Here is a 20,486-nt window from a genome sequence, read left to right as displayed (position 1 = left end):
GGCTCCACAGGTAGGACTCGAACCTACGACCGATCGGTTAACAGCCGATAGCTCTACCACTGAGCTACTGTGGAATAATATTTATCAGACTTCTTACATTGTAATCGACATTATATGTAATGTCAATAAGTTTTTGTGATTTATTTGCCGTTTATTTGAGACGGCTTTATTAATTTATCATAATCAATCTATTTTAGTCAAGCATCTTCTACATTTTTTTTAATTTACCTTTACACTTTCCACAAACATATTTGACCGTGTTCACTTTTCTTTTTCGAACATATTTTTGATCGCACTGCATACATACATATATGTGCTCTTTTTTCTTTCCATCACTTTCTTTTTTCAATGCCTGACAAAATCGGGGGGCCCCTACTTCTTTCATTAGGCTTTTAAAGTCTTGATCTCCATGCTTATACCCTTTCCCCTCAATATGTAAATGATAGTGACAGAGCTCATGTTTAATGATTGCTACTATTTCTTGTGTGCCATATTGTTCAAAGTATTTGTAGTTTACTTCTATATTAGATGTACGTAATAAATACCTTCCACCTGTCGTACGTAAACGAGGATTAAAAGTGGCTTCATGACGAAATGGTTTGTGAAACAACTTCAATGAAATTTCTTCTACAAGTATTTGTAAATCCTTATCATTCATCTTATATACTCCTCTACTGTATGAAATCACCTGACTAGCTCTTTGGGCATACACTTCATTACATACTCACTATTTACCTTATCATAAATGAAAAGGAGTGATTGTCCTTATGCCAATGTGGCTACAAAAACAAATGAGGCGCGCTTATTCTGAAAAAGACCGTGCACAAATAAAATTGCTCAATCAATGTTGGTTTTTTTATCAAAAAAATAACTCCGCTTCTTAATCACTTCTTTTTAAAAATAAAATTGCCTTTTCAGAAAATCTGAAAAGGCAATTTTATTATTGATGGGGCGGAATCATCGTCAATGCGACTCTTCCTTTTTTCATATCTACGTCTTCTACCCACACATTCACCAAATCTCCTACTGAAACGACATCGAGGGGGTGCTTAACGTACCGATTCGTTAATTTAGAAATATGGACTAGACCGTCTTGCTTAACTCCTATATCGATGAACGCTCCGAAGTCTACGACGTTTCGCACCGTACCTTCAAGCTGAATACCTTTGGCAAGATCCTCTAGCTTCAAAATATCCTGACGGAGCAAAGGTTTTGGCAGTTCATCACGAGGATCTCTTTCCGGTCTTACGAGCGCTTCTATAATGTCTTTTAAAGTAAGCTCCCCTATACTTAGTTCTTCTGATATTTTGGGTAAAGAAATATGTTTTAATGCTTCTTTTACTTTCTCCGTTCCAAGCTCAGTCTCTTTCACTTCAGCTGTCTTTAAAAGCTTTTTAACGTCTCCATATGTTTCAGGATGGATACCCGTTCTGTCTAAAGGTTCTTCACCTTCTATAATACGTAAAAACCCAATACACTGCTCATACGTTTTAGCACCTAGACGCGGAATTTTCTTCAGCTGTTTTCGGTTAGAGAATTTTCCGTTTTCATCCCGATATTTTACAATGTTTTGAGCAACTGTCTTATTTAGACCAGCAACGTATTGTAGAAGCGAAGCAGAAGCCGTGTTTGCATTTACTCCTACCTGATTTACTACTGTCTCTACAATAAAAGTCAGTGAATCATTTAATTGCTTTTGAGACACATCATGCTGATACTGCCCTACTCCTACCGACTTAGGATCGATTTTCACAAGTTCAGCCAGCGGATCTTGCAGCCTTCTGGCAATCGATACAGCGCTTCGCTCTTCTACTTGAAAATCAGGAAATTCCTCTCTAGCAACATCAGAAGCCGAATATACGCTTGCTCCTGCTTCATTCACAATCAAATAATAAACTGGGTTTTCAATTTCTTTAAGAACATCCGCTACAAATTGCTCCGTTTCGCGAGATGCCGTTCCGTTTCCAATGGCTACTACTTCAATAGGGTATTCAGCGAACATTTTCTTTAATTTATTTTGCGCTTCAGCTGCTTTTCTCACAGGAGGATGTGGATAAATAACATCAATTTTTAATACCTTGCCTGTTTCATCTACTACAGCTAATTTGCAGCCGGTTCGAAAAGCTGGATCTACTCCTAATACCACTTTCCCTTTCAATGGAGGTTGGAGAAGCAGTTTTCGTAAGTTTTCAGAAAAGATGTGAATGGCTCTTTCTTCCGCTTTTTCTGATAGCTCTTTACGGATTTCGCGTTCAATAGATGGTTCTATTAAGCGTTTATAAGCATCTTCTATAGCTGAGATAATATAACTTTCGGCTGAAGAATCCCTTTTTTTGATTACTTGTTTATGTAAATATGTAAGAATACGATCTGTAGGCGCATCAATACTCACTTTTAAAATGCCGTCTTTTTCTCCTCTATTCATAGCTAAGATACGATGAGGAACGATTCGCTTTACCGCTTCTGTATATTCATAGTACATTTCATAGATATTTTTTTCATCTTTTTCAGGATCTTTGACTGAAGTAACAATTATGCCATCCTTTACAGTGGTCGTACGAATCCATTGACGATAAGATGCTTCGTCAGAAATTTGTTCCGCTACAATGTCTAGGGCTCCCTGAATGGCTTCTTCAGAAGATTGAACTCCCGCTTCTTCGTTTATGTATGTTTTCGCTTCGTTCTTCACGTCGGAACGTGGAAAACTTAGTAGCCACTGCGCTAATGGTTCAAGACCTTTTTCTTTTGCTACAGTTGCTTTTGTACGTCGTTTTTGCTTAAAAGGGCGGTATAAATCTTCTACTTGCTGCAATTTCTTCGCTTGGTGAATTTGAGCAGCCAGTTCCTCAGTTAATTTTCCTTGCTCTTTAATTAATCGAAGAACTTCCTCTTTACGCTCCTCTAAATTCATTAAATAGTTCCAGGAATCTAAAATATTCCGGATTTGGACTTCATCCAAAGCACCAGTTTGTTCTTTTCTATATCGAGCAATAAAGGGAACTGTATTACCGTCTTCTACTAAAGCAATTACGTTTTGTACTTGCTTTTGTGAAATCTCCACCTCTTTACTTACACGCTGAACAATTTGATTATCTAATTTCGTTGCAACAGACACAGCTTATCCTCCTACCTAAATGAAACTTTGTCTCTATTGTAACAAAACTCACATGCAATAACACATGTGAGCTAAAAAGAAAGGCTATGCGGTTGGAAGATGACCAGCGATATACGTAATATCGTCATTATGAGATCGAATAGCTGCCTGTAGCCGTGTCGACAATTGATCTACATTCATCGAGTTAGCAAAAACAGATTTAATCTCTTTTAATTCTAAGCCATCTGTATGAATCAAAAATTTAGAACCGGAGTCATATGGGAAGGTTTGTGTGCGGAACTTTTGAATTTTCCCTGATAAAAAACCTTGAATTGGCAGAGGGTACGTTAATTTCCCCTCCGGAGAATACAGATAAAAGCGGATATTACCTACATTTGTATAATGAAATTCGTTATGTTTTTTATCAATTTTCAAAATAGCTACTGCTGCGCCTCTTGTATGTCGAGTAGCTTTGTTGCACTTAGAAATGATCTCATCCACATCTAGATGATGATGAGCTTTCGCTACATCCGTAACAGCTACAGAAGCGGCTCTGGCTTGTTCACCGCTTCCTAATCCATCTGCCACTGCACATAGAAAATAGTCATCCGTTTCTTTGACATAGTAACTATCTCCACAACATATGTTCCCTTGCTTTGGTTCTTGGTATATATGAGTTTGAATCGACTTTGTATTAGGGTCTACTGTCATCACGACATATACTCCGAATCGTTAGAATCTGAGCGAGCTGCAGTCCTTAGCTTATCAAGCGCTCTTCTTTGCAGTCGAGATACATGCATTTGAGAAATCCCTAACTTCTCACCGGCATCTTTTTGACTCAGATTTTCAATAAAGGTATAGCGAATCACTTCTTTTTCTCTATCGCTTAATACATGAAGAATTTTTTCTAACACTAACCGCTGATCAGTTTTCTCATAACCCGACTCTTGTTCACCTACTAAATCAAGGATTGTCACAGTGCTTCCATCAGAGTCTGCTTCAATGGAATGATCAACAGACAACGCTTGATAACTTTGCCCCATCTCCATCGTTTCTAAAATTTCTTCCTCTGTCACTCCGATATGATCAGCAATTTCTTTCACTTGAGGAGATCGCTGTAAACGGGTTGTTAGCTCTTCGACAGCTGCTTTAATTTTAGGACCTAATTCTTTGATGCGGCGCGGCACGTGAACACTCCACGTTTTATCGCGTAAAAATCGCTTAATCTCTCCAATGATTGTAGGAACAGCAAACGATTCAAAGCTTCTTCCAAATGAAGCATCATACCTTCTAATAGCTCCTAACAGTCCTAGCATCCCTACCTGCACAATATCTTCATGTAAGCTTCTGCCTTTTGAATAACGACGTGCAATAGATTCAACAAGGTTCTTGTAATGTACTACTAGATCACTTTGTGCTTCTTCATCCTGCGTTTTTTGAAAGCGCTCAATTCGTTCCTGAACCTGTTCTTTAGTTAATTTCATAGGTTGAGACTGTGTTTTCATCACTCTCCACCTGCTCTCTTTGCACATACTTAGTCATCATTAGCGTTACACCTTTTGAATTGACCATTTTCACTTCATCCATTAGTGTTTCAATTAAATATAAACCAAGTCCACCTTCAGGAAGAAATTCAACTTCCTTTGATGTTTCATAAGGTCCTATATGTTCCTTAAGCTCTTCAAAATTGAAGCTTTCACCTTTGTCGACCACCATGATTTCTAAACGGTCATCAAATAAACCAAAACCTACTCTCACTTCACCATTTTCTTCACTCTTGTAAGCATGCTGCACGGCATTTGTACATGCCTCACTCACAGCAATTTTCATATCTTCAATTTCATCATAAGAAAAACCCATCCGGTTCGCTACACCAGACAGCGTCAGTCGAATAATCGCTACGTAGTCTGGCTTAGCAGGAATCTTCATCTCAACAAAGTCATAAGGCTGTTTCATTTTACGCCACCTTCTACTTGTGAATTCACGTTTAAAATGTCTGTGAGGCCCGTAATATCAAATAAGCGCTTGATGCGCTCTGATACACCAACAAATTTCAAAGAGCCGTTATTTTTCTTATTGGCTTTTAACAATGCAATAAATACACCTAGTCCTGTACTATCCATGTATGATACATCGGTTAAATCGACTATAATTTCTGGTTCGGTATGTTCAGTAATTTCCATGAACTTTTCTTTTAGCTTAGGTGCTGTATATGCGTCAATCTCTCCAGCCAGCTTAATACGATATGCTTGACCGTCCTTTTGTATATCTATTTTTAAATTCATCGTATTAGTAGACCCCCTCTAATTTTGTGCTATCTTTTCTGTACCCTTATTTAGAATACTTAAACTAAACTCTTCAAAATAATCAATGTAAAGTCATCCCTCAATTGAAAATGCTGTAATTTTTCCAGCTCTTTATATACAGATTCTACAATTTCTTGAGGAGACAAATGCATGTATTTTCGAATTAATTTTATGATGTCCAATCTTTCAATAAATCCTTCTTCGGTTCTGCATTCTGTTACACCATCTGTTAACAGAACAATCATATCGCCTTTTGAAAGCTGCTGCTCGTACTGAAGATATTTCACATGGCGATCGACTCCTAGCACGAGTCCTTTTGCTTCCAAATCTTCAAATGAATCAGCTTTGGCATCATAATAAAAACCTGGTTCATGCCCTGCAGATGCATAATCAAATAAGTTTGTCTCGGGATTATAGCTTCCGTAGAACATCGTAATAAACATACTTGGATCTACGTTTCGCTCTACAATATTGTTCAAGTTCTCTAATACATAACTTGGATTTTTTCTTGAGTCCGGTAAGCTGTCCATTGCATACTTGATCATAGACATACACATTGCAGCTGGAATTCCTTTTCCGATCACATCGGCAATGGCAATACTTAACCCGCCGTGCTCTTCTTCTACAAAGTGAAAATAATCTCCGTTCATCTGTTTAGCCGGTACGCTAATCGCGCCAATTTCTAAAGTTGAACTAGCCGGAACCTTTGTCCCCAACAGCGTCTGCTGGACGTTAGCGGCAACTTCAATTTCAGAACGAAGTTCCCGCTGCTTATTTTTTAATGTTTGATGCTCACGAAGAGCAAGACCGTAGCTAATCATTACCTCAAGTAAAAAGTCCAGAGAATGCAGCACTTTTTCTGGAATATCAGAATAAATTTCTTCAATCACTTCTTTATGAATGCTCACAATATCTTCTGGCGATATTTCATTCTCTAAAGATTTTCTACTTAGTTTTTGTCCTTGATACAAAATTTGTTCATTTTGTGTTTGGATATAGTTCCCCAAAATATCTTTGTATAAATCTCTCATCTCTTTATCAAAAGACATTATCTATTTCCTCCTACCGGAGCCACTTAACTGCTTTAATCTCAGTACCTTCTCCGACATTTGTTTCGATGTCAAACTCATCCATCAATCGTTTTACCCCAGGAAGCCCAGCTCCTAGTCCACCCGACGTTGAGTATCCATCTTCCATTACTTTGCGAACGTCGGGGATACCTGGCCCTTCATCTGTTGCTACGACAAGAAGACCGTTTTTTCCTCCACGATTTAATTTCTCAATATAGATTTGACCCTTACCCGCATATAGGTAAATATTACGAGCTAATTCAGAAATGGCGGTTGTAATACGAGCTTGGTCAACTGTTCCAAACCCTAGCTCTTTCGACACATTTCTACCTAATTGGCGTGCCGCTACGATGTCCCATTCTGTTACGATTTTTACGCTGGATTGGAATTCCATATACTAATCCCCCAATTCCGATTGGAGTTTCTCAAGACCTTTTTCTAAATCGAGTGCAGTAAGAACATCATTTAGGCCAATCCCTAACTCAACAAGTGTAATAGCTACTGCAGGCTGGATACCTGTTAATACTACTCTAGCCCCCATCAAATTAGACATGCTAACCACGTCACCTAAAACTTTTGCGATGAATGAATCGATCATATCAATTGAAGTTAAATCGATTACCACTCCTTTTGCTCCAGTTTGATGAATTTTACTTAGCAAATCTTCTTGGAATTGAATAGCCGTTTGATCATCCAGCTCCCATTGAATGGATACCAATAAATAGTCGTACAATTTCAAAATGGGTATTCTCACGTTTATTCCTCCGATTCTATATCAACTATTTTCCGCTCAGTCATTTCTAACGCAAACTCTACGCCCTTTTTTAATGAATTTTTCGTAATAATTTCGTTTAAGTTAATACCTAAGTTCACAATAGTCTGAGCAATTTCCGGACGAATTCCTACTAACAAACACTTGGCTCCAACCAAACGTACGGCTTCAGCAGCTTGAATAATATGATGGGCAACCATCGTATCCACTACTGGTACTCCGGTAATATCTATTAATACGACCTCTGATCGGTGCTTTACGACACCTTGCAATAAATTTTCCATAATTTTCTTTGCGCGATCAGTGTCAATTGTTCCTACAAGCGGCATTACTGTAATTTTATCAAATACCGGTATTAATGGAGCAGACAATTCTTGAAGTGCAACTTTTTGCAACATAACTGTATTTTCCCACGAGTTGGAGTATTGTTCTACTATTTTGTTATAAATAGGGCTTAACCATTTGTCAAACCGATAGAATAATTCAGAATGAGTTTGGTCAGCCTTTACATGTTCACTGTTTACATACCCTTCGACCACTACGTGACCCAAGTTACGTACACCCTGTGTTAAATAAGCAAGAGGCCATCCTAAACTCACAACTCGTCCTACTACTTCCTCTAGTTCCTCTGCAAAATTTTCCTGATCACGGAATGCTTTTGCCAAAAGTAAATTTACAAAATCAGAGCTTACATTTACGTACACTTGCTCGGATACAATGTTTTTAATGCGCTCTGTTTCCACATCATTCATTAACACTAGCCATCGATCAAAAATTTCTGATTTATGATTTTGTATATAATTGAATAAATCTTGATTCATGAGGTCCTCCTTGTGAGTCAATACACTCATTTATATCTATATATATATTATCATTTTTAAAAGGTTTCTTATTACAATATACGTTTACTGATTATTCCTAGTCAAATTAAAAAAGTTGCTCATAAAGGAGCAACTTAGCATAAATGGAAGTATAATTCTAAAAGTCGATAAGTCCTACACTGATTTGCAAGGCTTCATCCACTCTGTCCATCATTTCATCATCTAAATGGGTAATCTTGTCTGTTAGCCTCTGTTTATCAATAGTACGAATTTGTTCTAGTAAAATAACTGAATCTCGCTCAAATCCATAGCGCTTTGCATCAATTTCAACATGCGTAGGTAACTTTGCCTTTTGAATTTGAGCAGTGATCGCAGCTACAATAACAGTTGGGCTAAAACGATTGCCTATATCATTTTGAATGACAAGTACAGGGCGAACGCCTCCTTGTTCTGAGCCAACAACAGGAGATAGGTCAGCAAAATAAACGTCGCCACGTTTGACTACCAAGTCATTACCCCCCGCTTACTAAACGATCCACAGTATGATCAGCTTCATACTCTGCTAGAAAAGCCTCGGAAGCAATATTTAAGTTTATCTTTGCCATCTCCATATATCCACGTCTCATTGATTCGCGAATATGGCGTTTTTTTCGCTCACGAAGGTACAATTTTGTTGCTTGGTGAATAAAATCACTTCGGTTGCCATTTTCTTGTTTAACCATAAGATCGAGCTCCGATACTAAATTTTTCGGTAATCTTACTAGGATTTCTGTAGTTGCGCTCGCTTCAGACACAAACATACACCTCCAACATCAATACACACACCAATAGTCTCATCTTTCCTTATCATAACATTGATTAGCTTTAATGGAAAGTTAATTCTGTCAATTTCTACACTATTATCGTCAATTGATACCCTCTTTTATGCATGGAAGTTATTATTTTATTGTCTTTTGTTCGCAGACTTTTTATGTTGACTCAGGAAGATGTATATTCAGCGCAAGATATAATTATTAACATCAATATGCTGCAAATCTCTTGTATAAACCCTCGGAACCCTTGCTGCAATCATGCAAGGGATTTCATAATTAATTGTTTCAAGATGCTTCGCTACTTCATCAATTGTAATTTCAGCATCTTTTTGTTTTCCAATAAATGTTACTCTTGTACCCATTTTATACATTTTAGGTAATTTAATCATCAATTGGTCCATGCAGATTCTACCAACAATTGGCACTTTAAATCCATCTACTAATACTTCAAAATTACTTAATTTACGAATCCAGCCGTCTGCGTATCCTACTGGGATAGTAGCAATCCATTCATCTTCTTTCGCTTCATAAGTAGCTCCGTAACTGATATGACTCCCTTTTTTGACTTTTTTAACATGCACGATACGGCTGTGCAGTGAAAAAGCCTGTTTTAACGGAATTGGCAAGACTTCTTTTAATTCCTCAGAAGGACTCAAGCCATACATAGAGATACCTAAGCGTACGCCATTAAAGATATCTTTCGGACGACGAAGCAAGGCTGCGCTATTTGCACAGTGAATCATCGGAGGTGTAAAATTATATTCTTTCACAATTCGAACCATTTCTTCAAAGAATGTGTATTGTTCTTCAAAATAAGATGAGTTTAGCTCGTCTGCTGTTGCAAAGTGTGTAAACACTCCATCCAGCACGAATCCCGAATGAGAAGCGATGATTTTCATCGTTTCGTGTAATTCTTCTTTTGTTCTAACTCCCAAGCGACCCATGCCTGTATCTATTTTTAAATGCATATGCAGCTGACTGTTTTCACCTAGAATGGACGCCGCTTCTTCAATCCAAGCTTTGCTATAAGCAGTGACTGTTATATCCCACTCCAATGCAGTTTGAATGTGTAGGGTAGGCACAGCGCCTAATACTAAAATGGATTCCTTTATTCCTTTTTTCCGAAGAGCAATAGCTTCATCCAAAAAAGCTACAGCTAGCATATCAGCACCAGCTTGAAGCGCAATCTCTGCTACTTCTTTATCTCCATGCCCGTACGCATTCGCCTTCACTACGGCCATTAACGTTTTATGCCCCGGTATCAGTTCTCTTACATGATTCACATTTTGAAAAATGGCTTCTACATCAATTTCTGCCCATGTTTCTCTATAAAATGCATCCATTACTACGACACTTCCTTTTTTCAGAACCATTCTAAACGTACTTTCCTCTGTTAGTATAATACATCTATAGCCAAACTTCATCTCGATCTTTATTCAAATTAAGCAAGAACAAGCCTACATATATGCAGGCTTGTAAGCTTCTCTTATTTTCCCATCTGACTTTGCACAGATCTAGCAACTGTACTCAATTCATCTGGTGTTAGCTGATCAGAAGCCAGCATAAAGTCTACTCCATTATATGTCCAAGATAGACTTTTATCCGTTAAAGCTCCCACAGTAAAACCTAAATCAAACGGCTCTCCGGCAGTAACTGTAGATGTCGCTGTTTTAGCTACTTGCGCTTTTTCTTGTACAAGCGTAAACGGCTTTTCTCCTTTGTACATTAAAACGACTCTTTCGCCATTTTCTGTCTCAATTTTCTTCTCCTTGGACAGCTTTGTACCTTTTGGAACATCCTTAGGATAAAGGACGCTAAATGATTTTTGCTGAGCTAATGTCGGAACATCAATCTTTGCACTTGTCATATTTCTTTTTGTATCAAAAGCCCCTTTATCAAACTTAGAATCGAATTTGACCTTAGAGAAATCAACTTTTATTAATACTTTATTATCCGTATCCATAATTTTAACCGAAACAGGCGCTAAGTCACTTTTGTTCAGCGTAATTTCTTGTTTAGGAAGCATCGTGCTATTTTGATAGTTGGTTTTTGTTTCAAAAATATAATGCTTATCCGTTGATTTAAAACTTGCCTTTTCATCCTTCACAATATCTTGGACGAGGGATTCATACAAATAAGCTTGACTGCTATTTTGCGGCCAGTCACTTTGAAAACGAAAGCTTTTATTTAAGGCGGGCGTTAAAACAAAAACCCCTTCATCATTACGCAAAATCATTTGGCTTTGATCTTTCTTTGTATTTTTCAAATTCACTCGATAATACATAGGCTTACTATGCCAAATCTCTACATCGTATACTTGAGCATCTTTCCCTGTATTTAATGTCATCTTAGCATCTGATTTATAACCCGCCATTTCTTGTACCTTGGCATCCAATGCATCTGTTACATCCTGCTGACTTTTTTCACCGCATGCTGATAAGGCTAAGAGAAAAAAGGCGCAAACAAATAAGCCAATCCATTTTTTATGCATTTCCCCAACTCCTTTATTTCGTATATTCACAGCTAAACGGAGAAGCAAGAACATATCTTGTCTCCCCTATCCACACTATGAATATATGAACAAGAAATAGTGAATATGCAGACTAGCTTGACAAGCGTTCAATAATTACTTGAGCAATCGCATAGTGCGCACTGTGGGAAATAGATACGTGTACAGACGCGTCCAGCGGTTGTTTTGTAACAATGTGGGGTTTTCCTCTTTCATCATTCACAATTTCGATATCTTGGAAGCTGAAATCTTTTCCTATTCCTGTTCCAAGAGCTTTCGAATATGCTTCCTTCACAGCAAATCTTCCTGCTAAAAATTCGACCTTACGTCGGCTTGATAGCTTTTCATAGCGTTCTTTTTCATTTTTTGTTAAAATCCGAGTAACAAAAGCACTTTGACGCTGCACCATTTTTTCAATCCGCTCTAACTCTGTAATATCAATTCCAGTTCCTATAATCATTTTCATTTAATCCTCTCTTACAGAATAGTATATAAAAATGCCTTTATAAAAAGGAGTGACAAATATGTTCGTACGCACAGAAAATGCAGCTGAATTTAAACGTTTTTATCCTGTTACCTTCACGCTTATCTGCATCCACATTGCGCTATGGTTACTTGCCGCTCTCCCCTCACACCTTGCAGAATCTTTTATACATCAGCTTATTGGTGTGAATAGCTTAATTTCTCAAGGAGACTACTGGCGACTTTTCACACCTATCTTTTTGCACCTAAGCTTTTCACACCTTCTATTTAACTCATTTTCATTGTTCTTGTTAGGGCCAGGTGCTGAGCGTATTCTTTCTTCTTATAAGTTTCTTCTATTCTACCTTACGTGTGGATTGCTTGGAAATATCGTTACATTTCTAATCCAATCTTCTTTCTACAGCCATGTGGGTGCATCCGGTGCCATTTTCGGGCTGCTTGGGTTTTACCTCTACCTTGTAATAAAACAAAAGCACATGCTTTCTAAAAGTAACCAGCAAATCATTGTCGTCTTTTTAATTATTGGATTACTTTCAGGTCTGCTAACGCCAGGAACCAACAACACAGCTCATTTCGTTGGAGGTATTGCTGGATTTCTTCTCTCTTTTCTCGCGTTCAAACAGAAAAACAAGCCACAGATATGAGGCCTGCTTTAAGATTTAATATAAAAAGTGGATGAGTTAATAAATTCCACATCTTCATAAGACTTCAAGTCTCTTACTAACTGAAAGAGCGCTTCATCTTTTTTCTTAGCTTCAATCATGCAATCAATTTGCGGTATCGTTCCATTTACTTCTTTTAAAAAGCTGTAAAACCCATTAACATCGATATAATCTGCATGGGCTCTAAATTCTTTATCACTTTTAGGACTAGATATATGCATTTTTAGAGGAAGCGTTTCCTGTTCCCACGTTCTAATGATACGGTCCCAATGCTCTTGCCATGAAGTTTCATCGTTGTTTGCCTGATGATGATGAAGATCAAAAATGATTGGGACATTTAGTTTTTCACATAAATACAAGACGTCCTTTATATGAAAGGTTGTATCGTCGTTTTCTAACATAATCATTTGCTGAAGGGATTGAGGTACAAGCCCCCAATTATGAATAAACTGCTCCAGTGCTTTTTCTTTATCATTATAAGCTCCTCCAACATGTAAAACACAGCGATTTTGAAGCGGAATATCCATTCCTTTCAGCAATTTTTGATGCATGCGAAGAGTTTGGATAGAATGCTTAAAAACCTCTTTATCCGTTGAGTTTAAAACAACAAAATGATCCGGGTGAAAATCTACTCGCATTGGATGTTCCTTCAAAAATACAGAAATACGCTGAAGAGCATCTTTTAAAGGAGCTATGTAGTTCCACTCTTTTAGCGCCTCATGGTTAGCTAATGGAATTAACTTAGAACTGAATCGAAAAAACTCAATTTCACTCCACGCATTGTGTTTTAATAACCGTAAGCAGTTTTCTAAGTTGGATATTGCAATACGTTCGAGCTTGCGAATGGCCGCTTCATGGTCTTTCACACGCTGAAATTGTGCAAAAGTCATTGTTTGAGAAGGAGAACTATTTTCCAAATGAACGCTCATCGCCACATAACCTAACCGAACAATGGTCGACATCAGTGAACACCCCATTTTATTTTACTCATAGTGTGCACCAATAAAATAGCAATTAACACATAAAAAAAACGAGCCTGTTAAGGCTCGTTTTTATTTTACGCTTTGCTGCGAGAATCTTTACGATTACTGCTGCTATTGCGATTTCTATTATCACTGCCGTTGCTTCCACCGCGACGCTTGTCACCAAAACGCTTTGAGTTTCCACGACGATTTTGCTGTGAGTAGTTTTTAGAGTTAGAACGTGAACGACCTCCGCCATTTCCACGTTTGTTTTTATCACCTTTTGCAATTACCGGTGGTTCAGCAGTTAATTGAATTGGTGATTCGTTTGGTTCTTTTGTAAATAATTTGATTGCTGCTGCCACTAATGAAACTGAATCGTGCTCTTCAAGTAACTCTTCCGCCAACTGTTTGTAGTAAGATAAGTTGCCTTGTGTCACAGATTCTGTTAATTTGTCAGCTGCAATACGCTGTTGACCTTCCATTGCTTCATCAAGCGTTGGAGGAGTAAGACGCTCCATTTTACGTTTTGTTGTACGCTCAATATTGTGTAACTGTCCAGTTTCTCTTGGCGTTACAAATGTCATAGCAGCACCCATTTTACCAGCACGTCCTGTACGTCCGATACGGTGTACATAGCTCTCTGGATCTTGAGGGATATCAAAGTTGTATACATGAGTAACACCAGAAATATCAAGTCCGCGTGCAGCTACGTCCGTTGCAACTAATACATCAATAGAACCTTCTTTAAATTGACGTAGTACAGATAGACGTTTCGACTGCGTCAAGTCACCATGGATACCTTGTGCAGAATAACCACGCATATTTAATGCTTCTGATAACTCATCAACACGGCGCTTTGTACGACCAAAGATGATAGCTAATTCAGGTGATTGCATATCTAAAAGACGAGTAAGGATATCAAATTTACGCTTTTCTTGTACTTCTAAATAATACTGCGTAATGTTTGGCATCGTTACTTCTTTTGCTTGTACTTTTACCACTTTTGGTTCGTTCATGAATTTTTCAGCAATGCGACGGATTGGAGTAGGCATTGTTGCTGAGAATAAAAGTGTTTGGTGGTTCTCAGGTACGTTTGATAAGATTTTTTCAATGTCTTCGATGAATCCCATGTTTAACATTTCATCTGCTTCATCTAAAATAACTGTATGAACATCTTGTAGACGAAGTGTACGACGATTAATATGATCTAGCATACGCCCTGGTGTCCCTACGATGATATGAGGGTGCTTTTTCAATGCACGAATTTGACGACTGATATCTTGACCACCGTAAATTGATAGCACGCGTACGCGCTTTGTTTGACCAATTTTGTAAAGTTCTTCAGATACCTGTACAGCAAGTTCACGAGTAGGAGCAATAATTAACCCTTGAATTGCATCTACGTTTACATCAACTTTTTCAATAAGAGGAATACCAAATGCCGCTGTTTTCCCTGTTCCTGTTTGTGCTTGTCCGATCAAATCGTGACCTTCTAGTGCTAATGGGATAGTTTCTGATTGAATTGGTGTTGCTTCTTCAAAACCCATTTTACTCACAGCTTTATTAAGCTGTTGACTTAATCCTAAATCTTGAAATAATGCCAAGTTTTTCAAACTCCTTTTATATTTAGACTATCTATATTTTACAAAAAAAAGCATTCTCCGAGGAAACGGAAAATGCTCTAAACGACTACTTCAATAAATTCAACGTTTAGAGTATAAGCGCCTCAAGACACTCAGACTACATCATAACACTATGGCTTTCCGTTTGCAATAGAGCTTACTTATACTCTTTTTAATATCACGGTAATTTATGCATCATTTTTGAGATAACTTCCTCAAGCTTCATCCCTCGAGATGCTTTCACTAAAACCACATCTTCTCTTGTTGTAATCGCTGTTAATTTTTTAACAAGCTCATCTTTCTCCTCAAAGTGCATTACCTTATCTTCTGCAAAATTATTTTTTGCTCCTTGCTCAATTTCAACAGATAAGGGGCCGTATGTTAGAACATAATCAATTTTTTCTGCTTGAATAAACTCTCCCACTTCTTTGTGGAACTCTTTTTCCTGATCGCCTAATTCAAGCATATCCCCGAGAACAAGAATTTTTTGCTTATAGCCTTCTACATCATGCATCAGCGTGATAGCAGCTTTAACGGACGTTGGGCTTGCATTATATGCGTCATTAATGAAGGTCAGGCCATCTGTTCGTTTCACGAGCTCCATACGCATATTGGTTAGCTTTAATTCTTTTAATCCCTTAGCGATTGTTTCATTGTCTAGTCCAAAATAATGACCTACCGCAATAGCAGAAAGCGCATTGTGAACATTATGTTTACCTAATACCGGGATAAAGAACGAATATGTTGTTTCACGTGAAACAGTGAATGTGGTGCCTAACTCTTCAGCTGAAATAGCACTTGGATATAAATCGTTTTGTTCTGAGCTGCCAAATGTCACCGTTTCAAATACTGGATTAACTACGCGTGATGTTAAAAGTGGCTCATCACCATTATAGACAAGCTGACCTGTTGGCGCTAAACCGCTTGTAATTTCTAATTTCGCCTCCGCAATTCCATCGCGGCTTCCTAAGTCTTGAAGGTGCGATTCTCCGATATTTGTAATAATGGCCACATCAGGCTCCGCTAAATTAGAAAGAAACTCAATTTCCCCTCGGCTGCTCATGCCCATTTCTAAAACTGCAATATCATGAGTTTCATCTAAAAGCAAAATAGTAAGCGGCATGCCAATATGATTATTAAAGTTTCCATCTGTTTTCAGAACACGGTAAGTTGTATCAAGCACAGCTTTCACCATGTCTTTTGCCGTTGTTTTTCCGTTACTTCCTGTAATGCCCACTACTTTAATATCCAACTCATGACGATAGGATTTCGCTAATTGCTGAAGAGCTTCTAGCGTATCATCGACTAAAATAACACTAATGTCTGTCGGTGGATTTTCTTCATCTTTGTTCCACAGTGTAGCGACCGCTCCGTTTTCAATTGCTTTATGAACAAATGTATGCCCGTTAAAACGTTCCCCTTTAATTGGGATATATAAATTACCTTGCTGAATGGTTCTCGTATCAATTGAGACTCCCTCAATTACAGCTGCTTTGTTCCCGCTATGGAATACACTTCCTGGAATCATTGCAGCTAGCTGTGTAAGCGTACGTTTAATCATTGTTGGTTTGCTCCTCTCGATATAAAGTAAACTATGGATAACATTAATTGAAACTAAACACAGAAACACTATTCATGATGAATAGTGTTGTGTGAGTTACATTGTGTGTTTAATTTGCTGCTTTTCGGTATGACGTTCAATTGCTAGTGATACAAGTTTTTCAATTAAATCTGGATATTCAACACCTGCGTGTTTCCACAATAACGGGAACATACTGAAAGGTGTAAAACCAGGCATCGTATTCACTTCATTAATAATGAATTTACCTTCTGATGTTAAGAAGAAATCTGCACGTACAAGACCAGATCCATCAATTGCTTTAAATGCTTTGATTGCTAGTGCTGACATTTCTTGATGCTGTTCTTCTGTAATTTCAGCTGGAATAATAAGACCTGTATCGCCGTCTTCATATTTGGCTTTGTAATCGTAAAACGCTTTTTTAGGTAAAATTTCTCCAACTACTGAACAAGCTGCTTCATCATTCCCTAACACACCAATTTCAACTTCACGGCCAACTGCTGCTGCTTCTACAATGATTTTCCGATCGAATAAGAAAGCTTCAACAAATGCCGCTTCTAGCTCTTCGCGGTTATCACATTTGCTAATCCCAACGCTTGAACCTAAGTTTGCCGGTTTAACAAAGCAAGGGTATCCAAGTGCTTCTACTTTTTCATAAGCAGCCGTTCGATCTGCTTCCCACTCGCGGCGGATAAATGATACGTACTCTACTTGAGGCAGACCTGCCTGTGCAAACAGCTGCTTCATTACAACTTTATCCATACCAGCTGCTGAAGCTAATACACCGTTTCCAACATAAGGAATATTTAATAATTCTAATAATCCTTGTACCGTACCATCTTCTCCATTTGGACCATGAAGAAGTGGGAAAATAACATCTAGCTGATCATCTGTTTTTGAATCTGTTAATGCAAACATTTCTGTATTCAATGAAACTGGTGAAATAGCTGTTCCGTTATCTTGAATTTCTAATTGAGCAACTGTTTCAAGCGGACCAGTCAGCTGTGTGCCGCGAATCCACTTTCCTGTTTCTGTAATGTAAATTGGATGCACTTCATATTTATCGTGATTAATTGCTTTTGAAACTGCTAGAGCTGTTTGTAAAGATACTTTATGTTCAGCGGATTTTCCTCCGTATAAAAGGCCAAGCTTAATTTTCACTGATGTTCCTCCTAACACATATTCATCTTTTCTATTTTATCATGCACGTTTAGATAGTAAACAGAAATATTAACTATTATTACGTATGTCAAAATAGCTAGGCTTGTGAAAGAAATTCCAGCTTCTCCTTTCATTATTTAAAATGACCTTTTCACTTGGATTATTTATTTTTAAAAAAACTTTTTTGATTTTAAATCTTTTTTAAAAGTTTATTTGTAAAGTTTATTTATGCTAAAGATCACCATCAATAATCGAAACTATAGTTCTGGTATAAATCAGGAGGTTCAACAAACATGAGTAAAATGGGAAAAACGATGATTGCTGCATGCAGCGTAGCCATTGGAAGTATTTATGCAACTGGTTATATAAACACTCTATCTGATGCACAAGCTGTTCAAGTCACCCCGGCTCATCATCAGAAGAAAACGACGGATCAAACAGACAATCAAACGATTGTCAATGACAGCTGGGGAGAAGATGTTGCTTCCTCTAATAAGAAACAGTCATCAGCGAGTGCCGAAAGTTCTGCTCCTAAAACAAAATACAAAGATGGAACGTATTCTGGCCAAGGAAGCAACCGTATCGGAACCGTCTACGTATCTGTGACCATTAAAAACGACCGAATTGATACAGTTGAAATTACAGAAGCGGATACTCACTATTCTCAAAGTTACATTGAGGACCTTCCGGCTCAAGTCGTACAAAGACAAAGCTCAGACGTCGACGTCGTGAGCGGAGCAACGCTTAGTACAGAAGATTTTCAAAATGCCGTGGATGACGCACTTCAGCAAGCAATGAATGCATAAAGGAGAAACGAACGATGTCCATAAAAACGTATAGCCGCTCTGTCTTATGTATGGGAACGACCGTGTCACTTCAAGTAATTGCTCCGCAATCAGAGGAAGCAAATGTCCTTCACCATATTTCAAAGGCATTTACTATTTTTAAAACCGTTGAAACGACATGCAGTCGATTTGATGCCACAAGCGAAGTTATGAAACTAATTAGACATGTCAAAGAGCCTGTTTCTGTTAGTCCTCTATTATTTGAAGCCCTTCATTTTGCTATCTTAGTAGCAAATGAAACGCATGGAATCTTTGACCCAACGGTAGGAAAGCAATTAGAAAACCGCGGTTTTAATGAACATTACTTATATGGAAAACCCGTACAAGTGAACGAAGCAGTCGACTCTGGAAGTTATAAAGACATCGTATTGGATACACATAAAAAAACGGTTTGTTTACAAAAACCGATGATTATAGATCTTGGAGCGGTCGCCAAAGGGTTGGCGATTGATTTGGCTGCCCGCTCCCTTCCTTATCAGCATTTTATGATTAATGCAGGAGGAGACATCCTAGTTAAAGGACGCAATCAACACGGAGAGTTGTGGAAAGTCGGGATTCAGCACCCTGTGATTCAAACGCAGTCACTACTGACTTTACGTGTAACAGATACGGCTGTCTGCACATCAGGAAATTATGCTAGAAAAAATAAGACACATCCATCAACGCATCATTTGGTTAATCCCTTATCTCCATCCACTCGAAGCAGTCTGTTGAGTTGCACAGCTATTGCTCCTTCTGCCATGCTGGCCGATGCATTATCTACGTCAGCTTTTATTTTAGGAGCGGAAAAAGGAGTAAATTTATTGAATGATGCCGACATACGCGGCGTGCTCTTCGACTCTAGTTTCACTCCTTTTTTTACATCAGATATGGAGGAATTAATAAATTATGACCACACGTTCTGAACGAAGAAGCGGTGTTAAATATATCAGTACACCAAAAGGTTATATTATTGTAGATGAAAACAAACCAAAAGAAATAAGTCTTTGGGCGCAGCTAGTTAAAACCCCTAAAAGATATGTAATCGCTATGCTTCTGCTTTTAACTTTATTAGGTGAATTCAACCCTTCTGCCTTTCAAGGATTAGGACACCTACTGCTTGCCGTATGCTCGGCGGCCGCCTTAGATTTAGGATTTTCTTTTGCTTATAAAAAGAAAATTCAGCTTCCTGACGGCGGAATTATTACTGGATTAATTATTGCCTTAGTACTCAGCACCTCTACACCTGCTTGGGTCACATTTTGCACTGTAGCTGTTGCGATTTTATCGAAGCACTTCGTAAAAGTAAAAAAGAAGCCTATTTTTAACCCTGCTGCTTTTGGTCTTCTCTTTTCACTTATTGTCTTTTCAAGCGGCCAAAGCTGGTGGGGGAGCTTATCTTTACTACCCGTATGGCTCATTGTATTCGTGTTTGTGACGGGGTACCTTGTGACGAGCAAGGTAAATAAATTCCCTCAAGTATTTGCGTTTTTGGGCGTGTATTTTGCTATTTTCACGATTATGTCATTAATAGGAGTAGGCGATGTAGCAGATGCTTTACGAGCTCCTTTTGTTAATTCCGCTTTATTTTTAGCCTTCTTCATGGTGACGGATCCGCCAACTTCTCCTGCCAAGTATAAAGACCAAATAAAATTTGGGCTGCTTGCGGGGGCGATTAGCGCTATAGATTACTTAGTTTTTGGCGGCCTTGCCTATTTATTAATTGGCCTGTTACTTGCTAATGCATGGAAAGCGTGGAAGACCGCCACCAAAAAAGTGACGAAAAAAGCTGCCTGATGATAGGCA

The 20,486-nt window shown here is 38.2% G+C and carries 24 protein-coding genes and 1 tRNA gene; 5 read left to right on the top strand and 20 right to left on the bottom strand.

All coding sequences use genetic code 11. The features are described from left to right. Positions 1 to 2: 2 nt before the first annotated feature. Together AC3WJG_RS25535 and AC3WJG_RS25530 are read right to left on the bottom strand one after the other, a co-directional pair. Positions 3 to 74: transfer RNA gene (locus AC3WJG_RS25535), tRNA-Asn, on the bottom strand. Between the two features lie 134 nt (positions 75 to 208). Beyond that, the gene (locus AC3WJG_RS25530) at positions 209 to 658 is read right to left on the bottom strand and encodes a SprT family protein (RefSeq protein ID WP_060745937.1); all 450 of its coding nucleotides are present in this window, start codon (positions 656 to 658) and stop codon (positions 209 to 211) included. A 109-nt stretch (positions 659 to 767) separates the two neighbouring features. On the opposite strand from AC3WJG_RS25530, the gene cmpA reads away from it, so the two are divergent. Continuing rightward, the gene (cmpA, locus tag AC3WJG_RS25525; protein WP_013055014.1) at positions 768 to 884 is read left to right on the top strand and encodes a cortex morphogenetic protein CmpA; all 117 of its coding nucleotides are present in this window, start codon (positions 768 to 770) and stop codon (positions 882 to 884) included. 56 nt (positions 885 to 940) lie between these two features. On the opposite strand, the gene AC3WJG_RS25520 is transcribed toward cmpA, so the two are convergent. From AC3WJG_RS25520 to acpS, 14 genes are all read right to left on the bottom strand, one after another. Then, positions 941 to 3,115 (bottom strand): Tex family protein, encoded by a 2,175-nt coding sequence (locus AC3WJG_RS25520; RefSeq protein ID WP_098524662.1) that lies wholly within the window; start codon positions 3,113 to 3,115, stop codon positions 941 to 943. A gap of 84 nt (positions 3,116 to 3,199) precedes the next feature. Beyond that, positions 3,200 to 3,805 (bottom strand): PP2C family serine/threonine-protein phosphatase, encoded by a 606-nt coding sequence (locus tag AC3WJG_RS25515; protein ID WP_034276828.1) that lies wholly within the window; start codon positions 3,803 to 3,805, stop codon positions 3,200 to 3,202. Further along, entirely contained in the window at positions 3,805 to 4,599 is a 795-nt protein-coding gene (gene sigB / locus AC3WJG_RS25510) for an RNA polymerase sigma factor SigB (protein ID WP_013055011.1), read from the bottom strand. Before sigB ends, AC3WJG_RS25515 begins: the two co-directional genes overlap by 1 nt. Next, a complete protein-coding gene (gene rsbW / locus AC3WJG_RS25505; RefSeq protein ID WP_025753516.1) occupies positions 4,565 to 5,050 on the bottom strand; it encodes an anti-sigma B factor RsbW in 486 nt (161 codons plus the stop codon). Before rsbW ends, sigB begins: the two co-directional genes overlap by 35 nt. Then, positions 5,047 to 5,379 carry an anti-sigma factor antagonist gene (locus tag AC3WJG_RS25500; RefSeq protein ID WP_013055009.1) on the bottom strand — a complete coding sequence of 111 codons (333 nt, stop codon included), beginning with the start codon at positions 5,377 to 5,379 and terminating at the stop codon, positions 5,047 to 5,049. Before AC3WJG_RS25500 ends, rsbW begins: the two co-directional genes overlap by 4 nt. A 59-nt stretch (positions 5,380 to 5,438) precedes the next feature. Further along, positions 5,439 to 6,449 carry a PP2C family protein-serine/threonine phosphatase gene (locus AC3WJG_RS25495; protein WP_013055008.1) on the bottom strand — a complete coding sequence of 337 codons (1,011 nt, stop codon included), beginning with the start codon at positions 6,447 to 6,449 and terminating at the stop codon, positions 5,439 to 5,441. Between the two features lie 13 nt (positions 6,450 to 6,462). Next, a complete protein-coding gene (locus AC3WJG_RS25490) occupies positions 6,463 to 6,864 on the bottom strand; it encodes an anti-sigma regulatory factor (RefSeq protein ID WP_013055007.1) in 402 nt (133 codons plus the stop codon). A 3-nt stretch (positions 6,865 to 6,867) separates the two neighbouring features. Then, a complete protein-coding gene (locus AC3WJG_RS25485) occupies positions 6,868 to 7,224 on the bottom strand; it encodes an STAS domain-containing protein (protein ID WP_013055006.1) in 357 nt (118 codons plus the stop codon). A gap of 2 nt (positions 7,225 to 7,226) precedes the next feature. Beyond that, complete coding sequence (locus AC3WJG_RS25480) at positions 7,227 to 8,063, bottom strand: RsbT co-antagonist protein RsbRA (RefSeq protein ID WP_013055005.1); 837 nt, start codon at positions 8,061 to 8,063, stop codon at positions 7,227 to 7,229. A gap of 157 nt (positions 8,064 to 8,220) precedes the next feature. Beyond that, entirely contained in the window at positions 8,221 to 8,571 is a 351-nt protein-coding gene (gene ndoA / locus AC3WJG_RS25475; RefSeq protein WP_013055004.1) for a type II toxin-antitoxin system endoribonuclease NdoA, read from the bottom strand. A 4-nt stretch (positions 8,572 to 8,575) separates the two neighbouring features. Next, positions 8,576 to 8,857 (bottom strand): CopG family ribbon-helix-helix protein, encoded by a 282-nt coding sequence (locus tag AC3WJG_RS25470; RefSeq protein ID WP_013055003.1) that lies wholly within the window; start codon positions 8,855 to 8,857, stop codon positions 8,576 to 8,578. Between the two features lie 200 nt (positions 8,858 to 9,057). Beyond that, the gene (gene alr / locus AC3WJG_RS25465) at positions 9,058 to 10,218 is read right to left on the bottom strand and encodes an alanine racemase (RefSeq protein WP_028410445.1); all 1,161 of its coding nucleotides are present in this window, start codon (positions 10,216 to 10,218) and stop codon (positions 9,058 to 9,060) included. A gap of 143 nt (positions 10,219 to 10,361) precedes the next feature. Then, on the bottom strand, positions 10,362 to 11,420 hold the full coding sequence (locus AC3WJG_RS25460; RefSeq protein ID WP_013055001.1) for a LolA family protein: 1,059 nt from the start codon (positions 11,418 to 11,420) through the stop codon (positions 10,362 to 10,364). A gap of 58 nt (positions 11,421 to 11,478) precedes the next feature. Further along, positions 11,479 to 11,844 carry a holo-ACP synthase gene (acpS, locus tag AC3WJG_RS25455; RefSeq protein WP_025753519.1) on the bottom strand — a complete coding sequence of 122 codons (366 nt, stop codon included), beginning with the start codon at positions 11,842 to 11,844 and terminating at the stop codon, positions 11,479 to 11,481. A gap of 64 nt (positions 11,845 to 11,908) precedes the next feature. On the opposite strand from acpS, the gene AC3WJG_RS25450 reads away from it, so the two are divergent. After that, a complete protein-coding gene (locus AC3WJG_RS25450; RefSeq protein ID WP_098433927.1) occupies positions 11,909 to 12,511 on the top strand; it encodes a rhomboid family intramembrane serine protease in 603 nt (200 codons plus the stop codon). Positions 12,512 to 12,519: 8 nt separating this feature from the next. On the opposite strand, the gene uvsE is transcribed toward AC3WJG_RS25450, so the two are convergent. The 4 genes from uvsE to AC3WJG_RS25430 all read right to left on the bottom strand — a co-directional run bounded on the left by uvsE (position 12,520) and on the right by AC3WJG_RS25430 (position 17,856). Continuing rightward, a complete protein-coding gene (gene uvsE, locus AC3WJG_RS25445) occupies positions 12,520 to 13,491 on the bottom strand; it encodes a UV DNA damage repair endonuclease UvsE (RefSeq protein WP_028410443.1) in 972 nt (323 codons plus the stop codon). Positions 13,492 to 13,586: 95 nt separating this feature from the next. Next, the gene (gene cshA, locus AC3WJG_RS25440) at positions 13,587 to 15,098 is read right to left on the bottom strand and encodes a degradosome RNA helicase CshA (RefSeq protein ID WP_016762753.1); all 1,512 of its coding nucleotides are present in this window, start codon (positions 15,096 to 15,098) and stop codon (positions 13,587 to 13,589) included. A 196-nt stretch (positions 15,099 to 15,294) separates the two neighbouring features. Next, positions 15,295 to 16,677, bottom strand: a complete 1,383-nt coding sequence (locus tag AC3WJG_RS25435; protein ID WP_492588854.1) for a UDP-N-acetylmuramoyl-tripeptide--D-alanyl-D-alanine ligase — start codon at positions 16,675 to 16,677, stop codon at positions 15,295 to 15,297. Between the two features lie 96 nt (positions 16,678 to 16,773). Further along, positions 16,774 to 17,856 (bottom strand): D-alanine--D-alanine ligase, encoded by a 1,083-nt coding sequence (locus AC3WJG_RS25430; protein WP_028410441.1) that lies wholly within the window; start codon positions 17,854 to 17,856, stop codon positions 16,774 to 16,776. Positions 17,857 to 18,149: 293 nt separating this feature from the next. On the opposite strand from AC3WJG_RS25430, the gene AC3WJG_RS25425 reads away from it, so the two are divergent. The 3 genes from AC3WJG_RS25425 to AC3WJG_RS25415 are packed head-to-tail and all read left to right on the top strand — an operon-like array spanning position 18,150 to position 20,477. Next, positions 18,150 to 18,662 (top strand): FMN-binding protein, encoded by a 513-nt coding sequence (locus tag AC3WJG_RS25425; RefSeq protein WP_028410440.1) that lies wholly within the window; start codon positions 18,150 to 18,152, stop codon positions 18,660 to 18,662. Positions 18,663 to 18,676: 14 nt separating this feature from the next. Beyond that, on the top strand, positions 18,677 to 19,606 hold the full coding sequence (locus AC3WJG_RS25420; protein ID WP_098250185.1) for an FAD:protein FMN transferase: 930 nt from the start codon (positions 18,677 to 18,679) through the stop codon (positions 19,604 to 19,606). Then, positions 19,590 to 20,477 (top strand): RnfABCDGE type electron transport complex subunit D, encoded by an 888-nt coding sequence (locus AC3WJG_RS25415; protein ID WP_336064384.1) that lies wholly within the window; start codon positions 19,590 to 19,592, stop codon positions 20,475 to 20,477. Before AC3WJG_RS25420 ends, AC3WJG_RS25415 begins: the two co-directional genes overlap by 17 nt. The last annotated feature ends 9 nt before the right edge of the window (positions 20,478 to 20,486 follow it).

Source organism: Priestia sp. FW507-14D1A, assembly GCF_058781295.1.
This window is presented reverse-complemented; position numbering and strand designations above follow the sequence as displayed.

What these genes read in the sequence shown, in the direction of transcription:
- AC3WJG_RS25530 (WP_060745937.1), bottom strand. Translation starts at nt 658, where the DNA reads ATGAATGATAAGGATTTACAAATACTTGTAGAAGAAATTTCATTGAAG.
- cmpA (WP_013055014.1), top strand. Translation starts at nt 768, where the DNA reads ATGCCAATGTGGCTACAAAAACAAATGAGGCGCGCTTATTCTGAAAAA.
- AC3WJG_RS25515 (WP_034276828.1), bottom strand. Translation starts at nt 3,805, where the DNA reads ATGACAGTAGACCCTAATACAAAGTCGATTCAAACTCATATATACCAA.
- sigB (WP_013055011.1), bottom strand. Translation starts at nt 4,599, where the DNA reads ATGAAAACACAGTCTCAACCTATGAAATTAACTAAAGAACAGGTTCAG.
- rsbW (WP_025753516.1), bottom strand. Translation starts at nt 5,050, where the DNA reads ATGAAACAGCCTTATGACTTTGTTGAGATGAAGATTCCTGCTAAGCCA.
- AC3WJG_RS25500 (WP_013055009.1), bottom strand. Translation starts at nt 5,379, where the DNA reads ATGAATTTAAAAATAGATATACAAAAGGACGGTCAAGCATATCGTATT.
- AC3WJG_RS25495 (WP_013055008.1), bottom strand. Translation starts at nt 6,449, where the DNA reads ATGTCTTTTGATAAAGAGATGAGAGATTTATACAAAGATATTTTGGGG.
- AC3WJG_RS25490 (WP_013055007.1), bottom strand. Translation starts at nt 6,864, where the DNA reads ATGGAATTCCAATCCAGCGTAAAAATCGTAACAGAATGGGACATCGTA.
- AC3WJG_RS25480 (WP_013055005.1), bottom strand. Translation starts at nt 8,063, where the DNA reads ATGAATCAAGATTTATTCAATTATATACAAAATCATAAATCAGAAATT.
- alr (WP_028410445.1), bottom strand. Translation starts at nt 10,218, where the DNA reads ATGGATGCATTTTATAGAGAAACATGGGCAGAAATTGATGTAGAAGCC.
- AC3WJG_RS25460 (WP_013055001.1), bottom strand. Translation starts at nt 11,420, where the DNA reads ATGTTCTTGCTTCTCCGTTTAGCTGTGAATATACGAAATAAAGGAGTT.
- acpS (WP_025753519.1), bottom strand. Translation starts at nt 11,844, where the DNA reads ATGATTATAGGAACTGGAATTGATATTACAGAGTTAGAGCGGATTGAA.
- AC3WJG_RS25450 (WP_098433927.1), top strand. Translation starts at nt 11,909, where the DNA reads ATGTTCGTACGCACAGAAAATGCAGCTGAATTTAAACGTTTTTATCCT.
- uvsE (WP_028410443.1), bottom strand. Translation starts at nt 13,491, where the DNA reads ATGTCGACCATTGTTCGGTTAGGTTATGTGGCGATGAGCGTTCATTTG.
- AC3WJG_RS25435 (WP_492588854.1), bottom strand. Translation starts at nt 16,677, where the DNA reads ATGATTAAACGTACGCTTACACAGCTAGCTGCAATGATTCCAGGAAGT.
- AC3WJG_RS25425 (WP_028410440.1), top strand. Translation starts at nt 18,150, where the DNA reads ATGAGTAAAATGGGAAAAACGATGATTGCTGCATGCAGCGTAGCCATT.
- AC3WJG_RS25420 (WP_098250185.1), top strand. Translation starts at nt 18,677, where the DNA reads ATGTCCATAAAAACGTATAGCCGCTCTGTCTTATGTATGGGAACGACC.
- AC3WJG_RS25415 (WP_336064384.1), top strand. Translation starts at nt 19,590, where the DNA reads ATGACCACACGTTCTGAACGAAGAAGCGGTGTTAAATATATCAGTACA.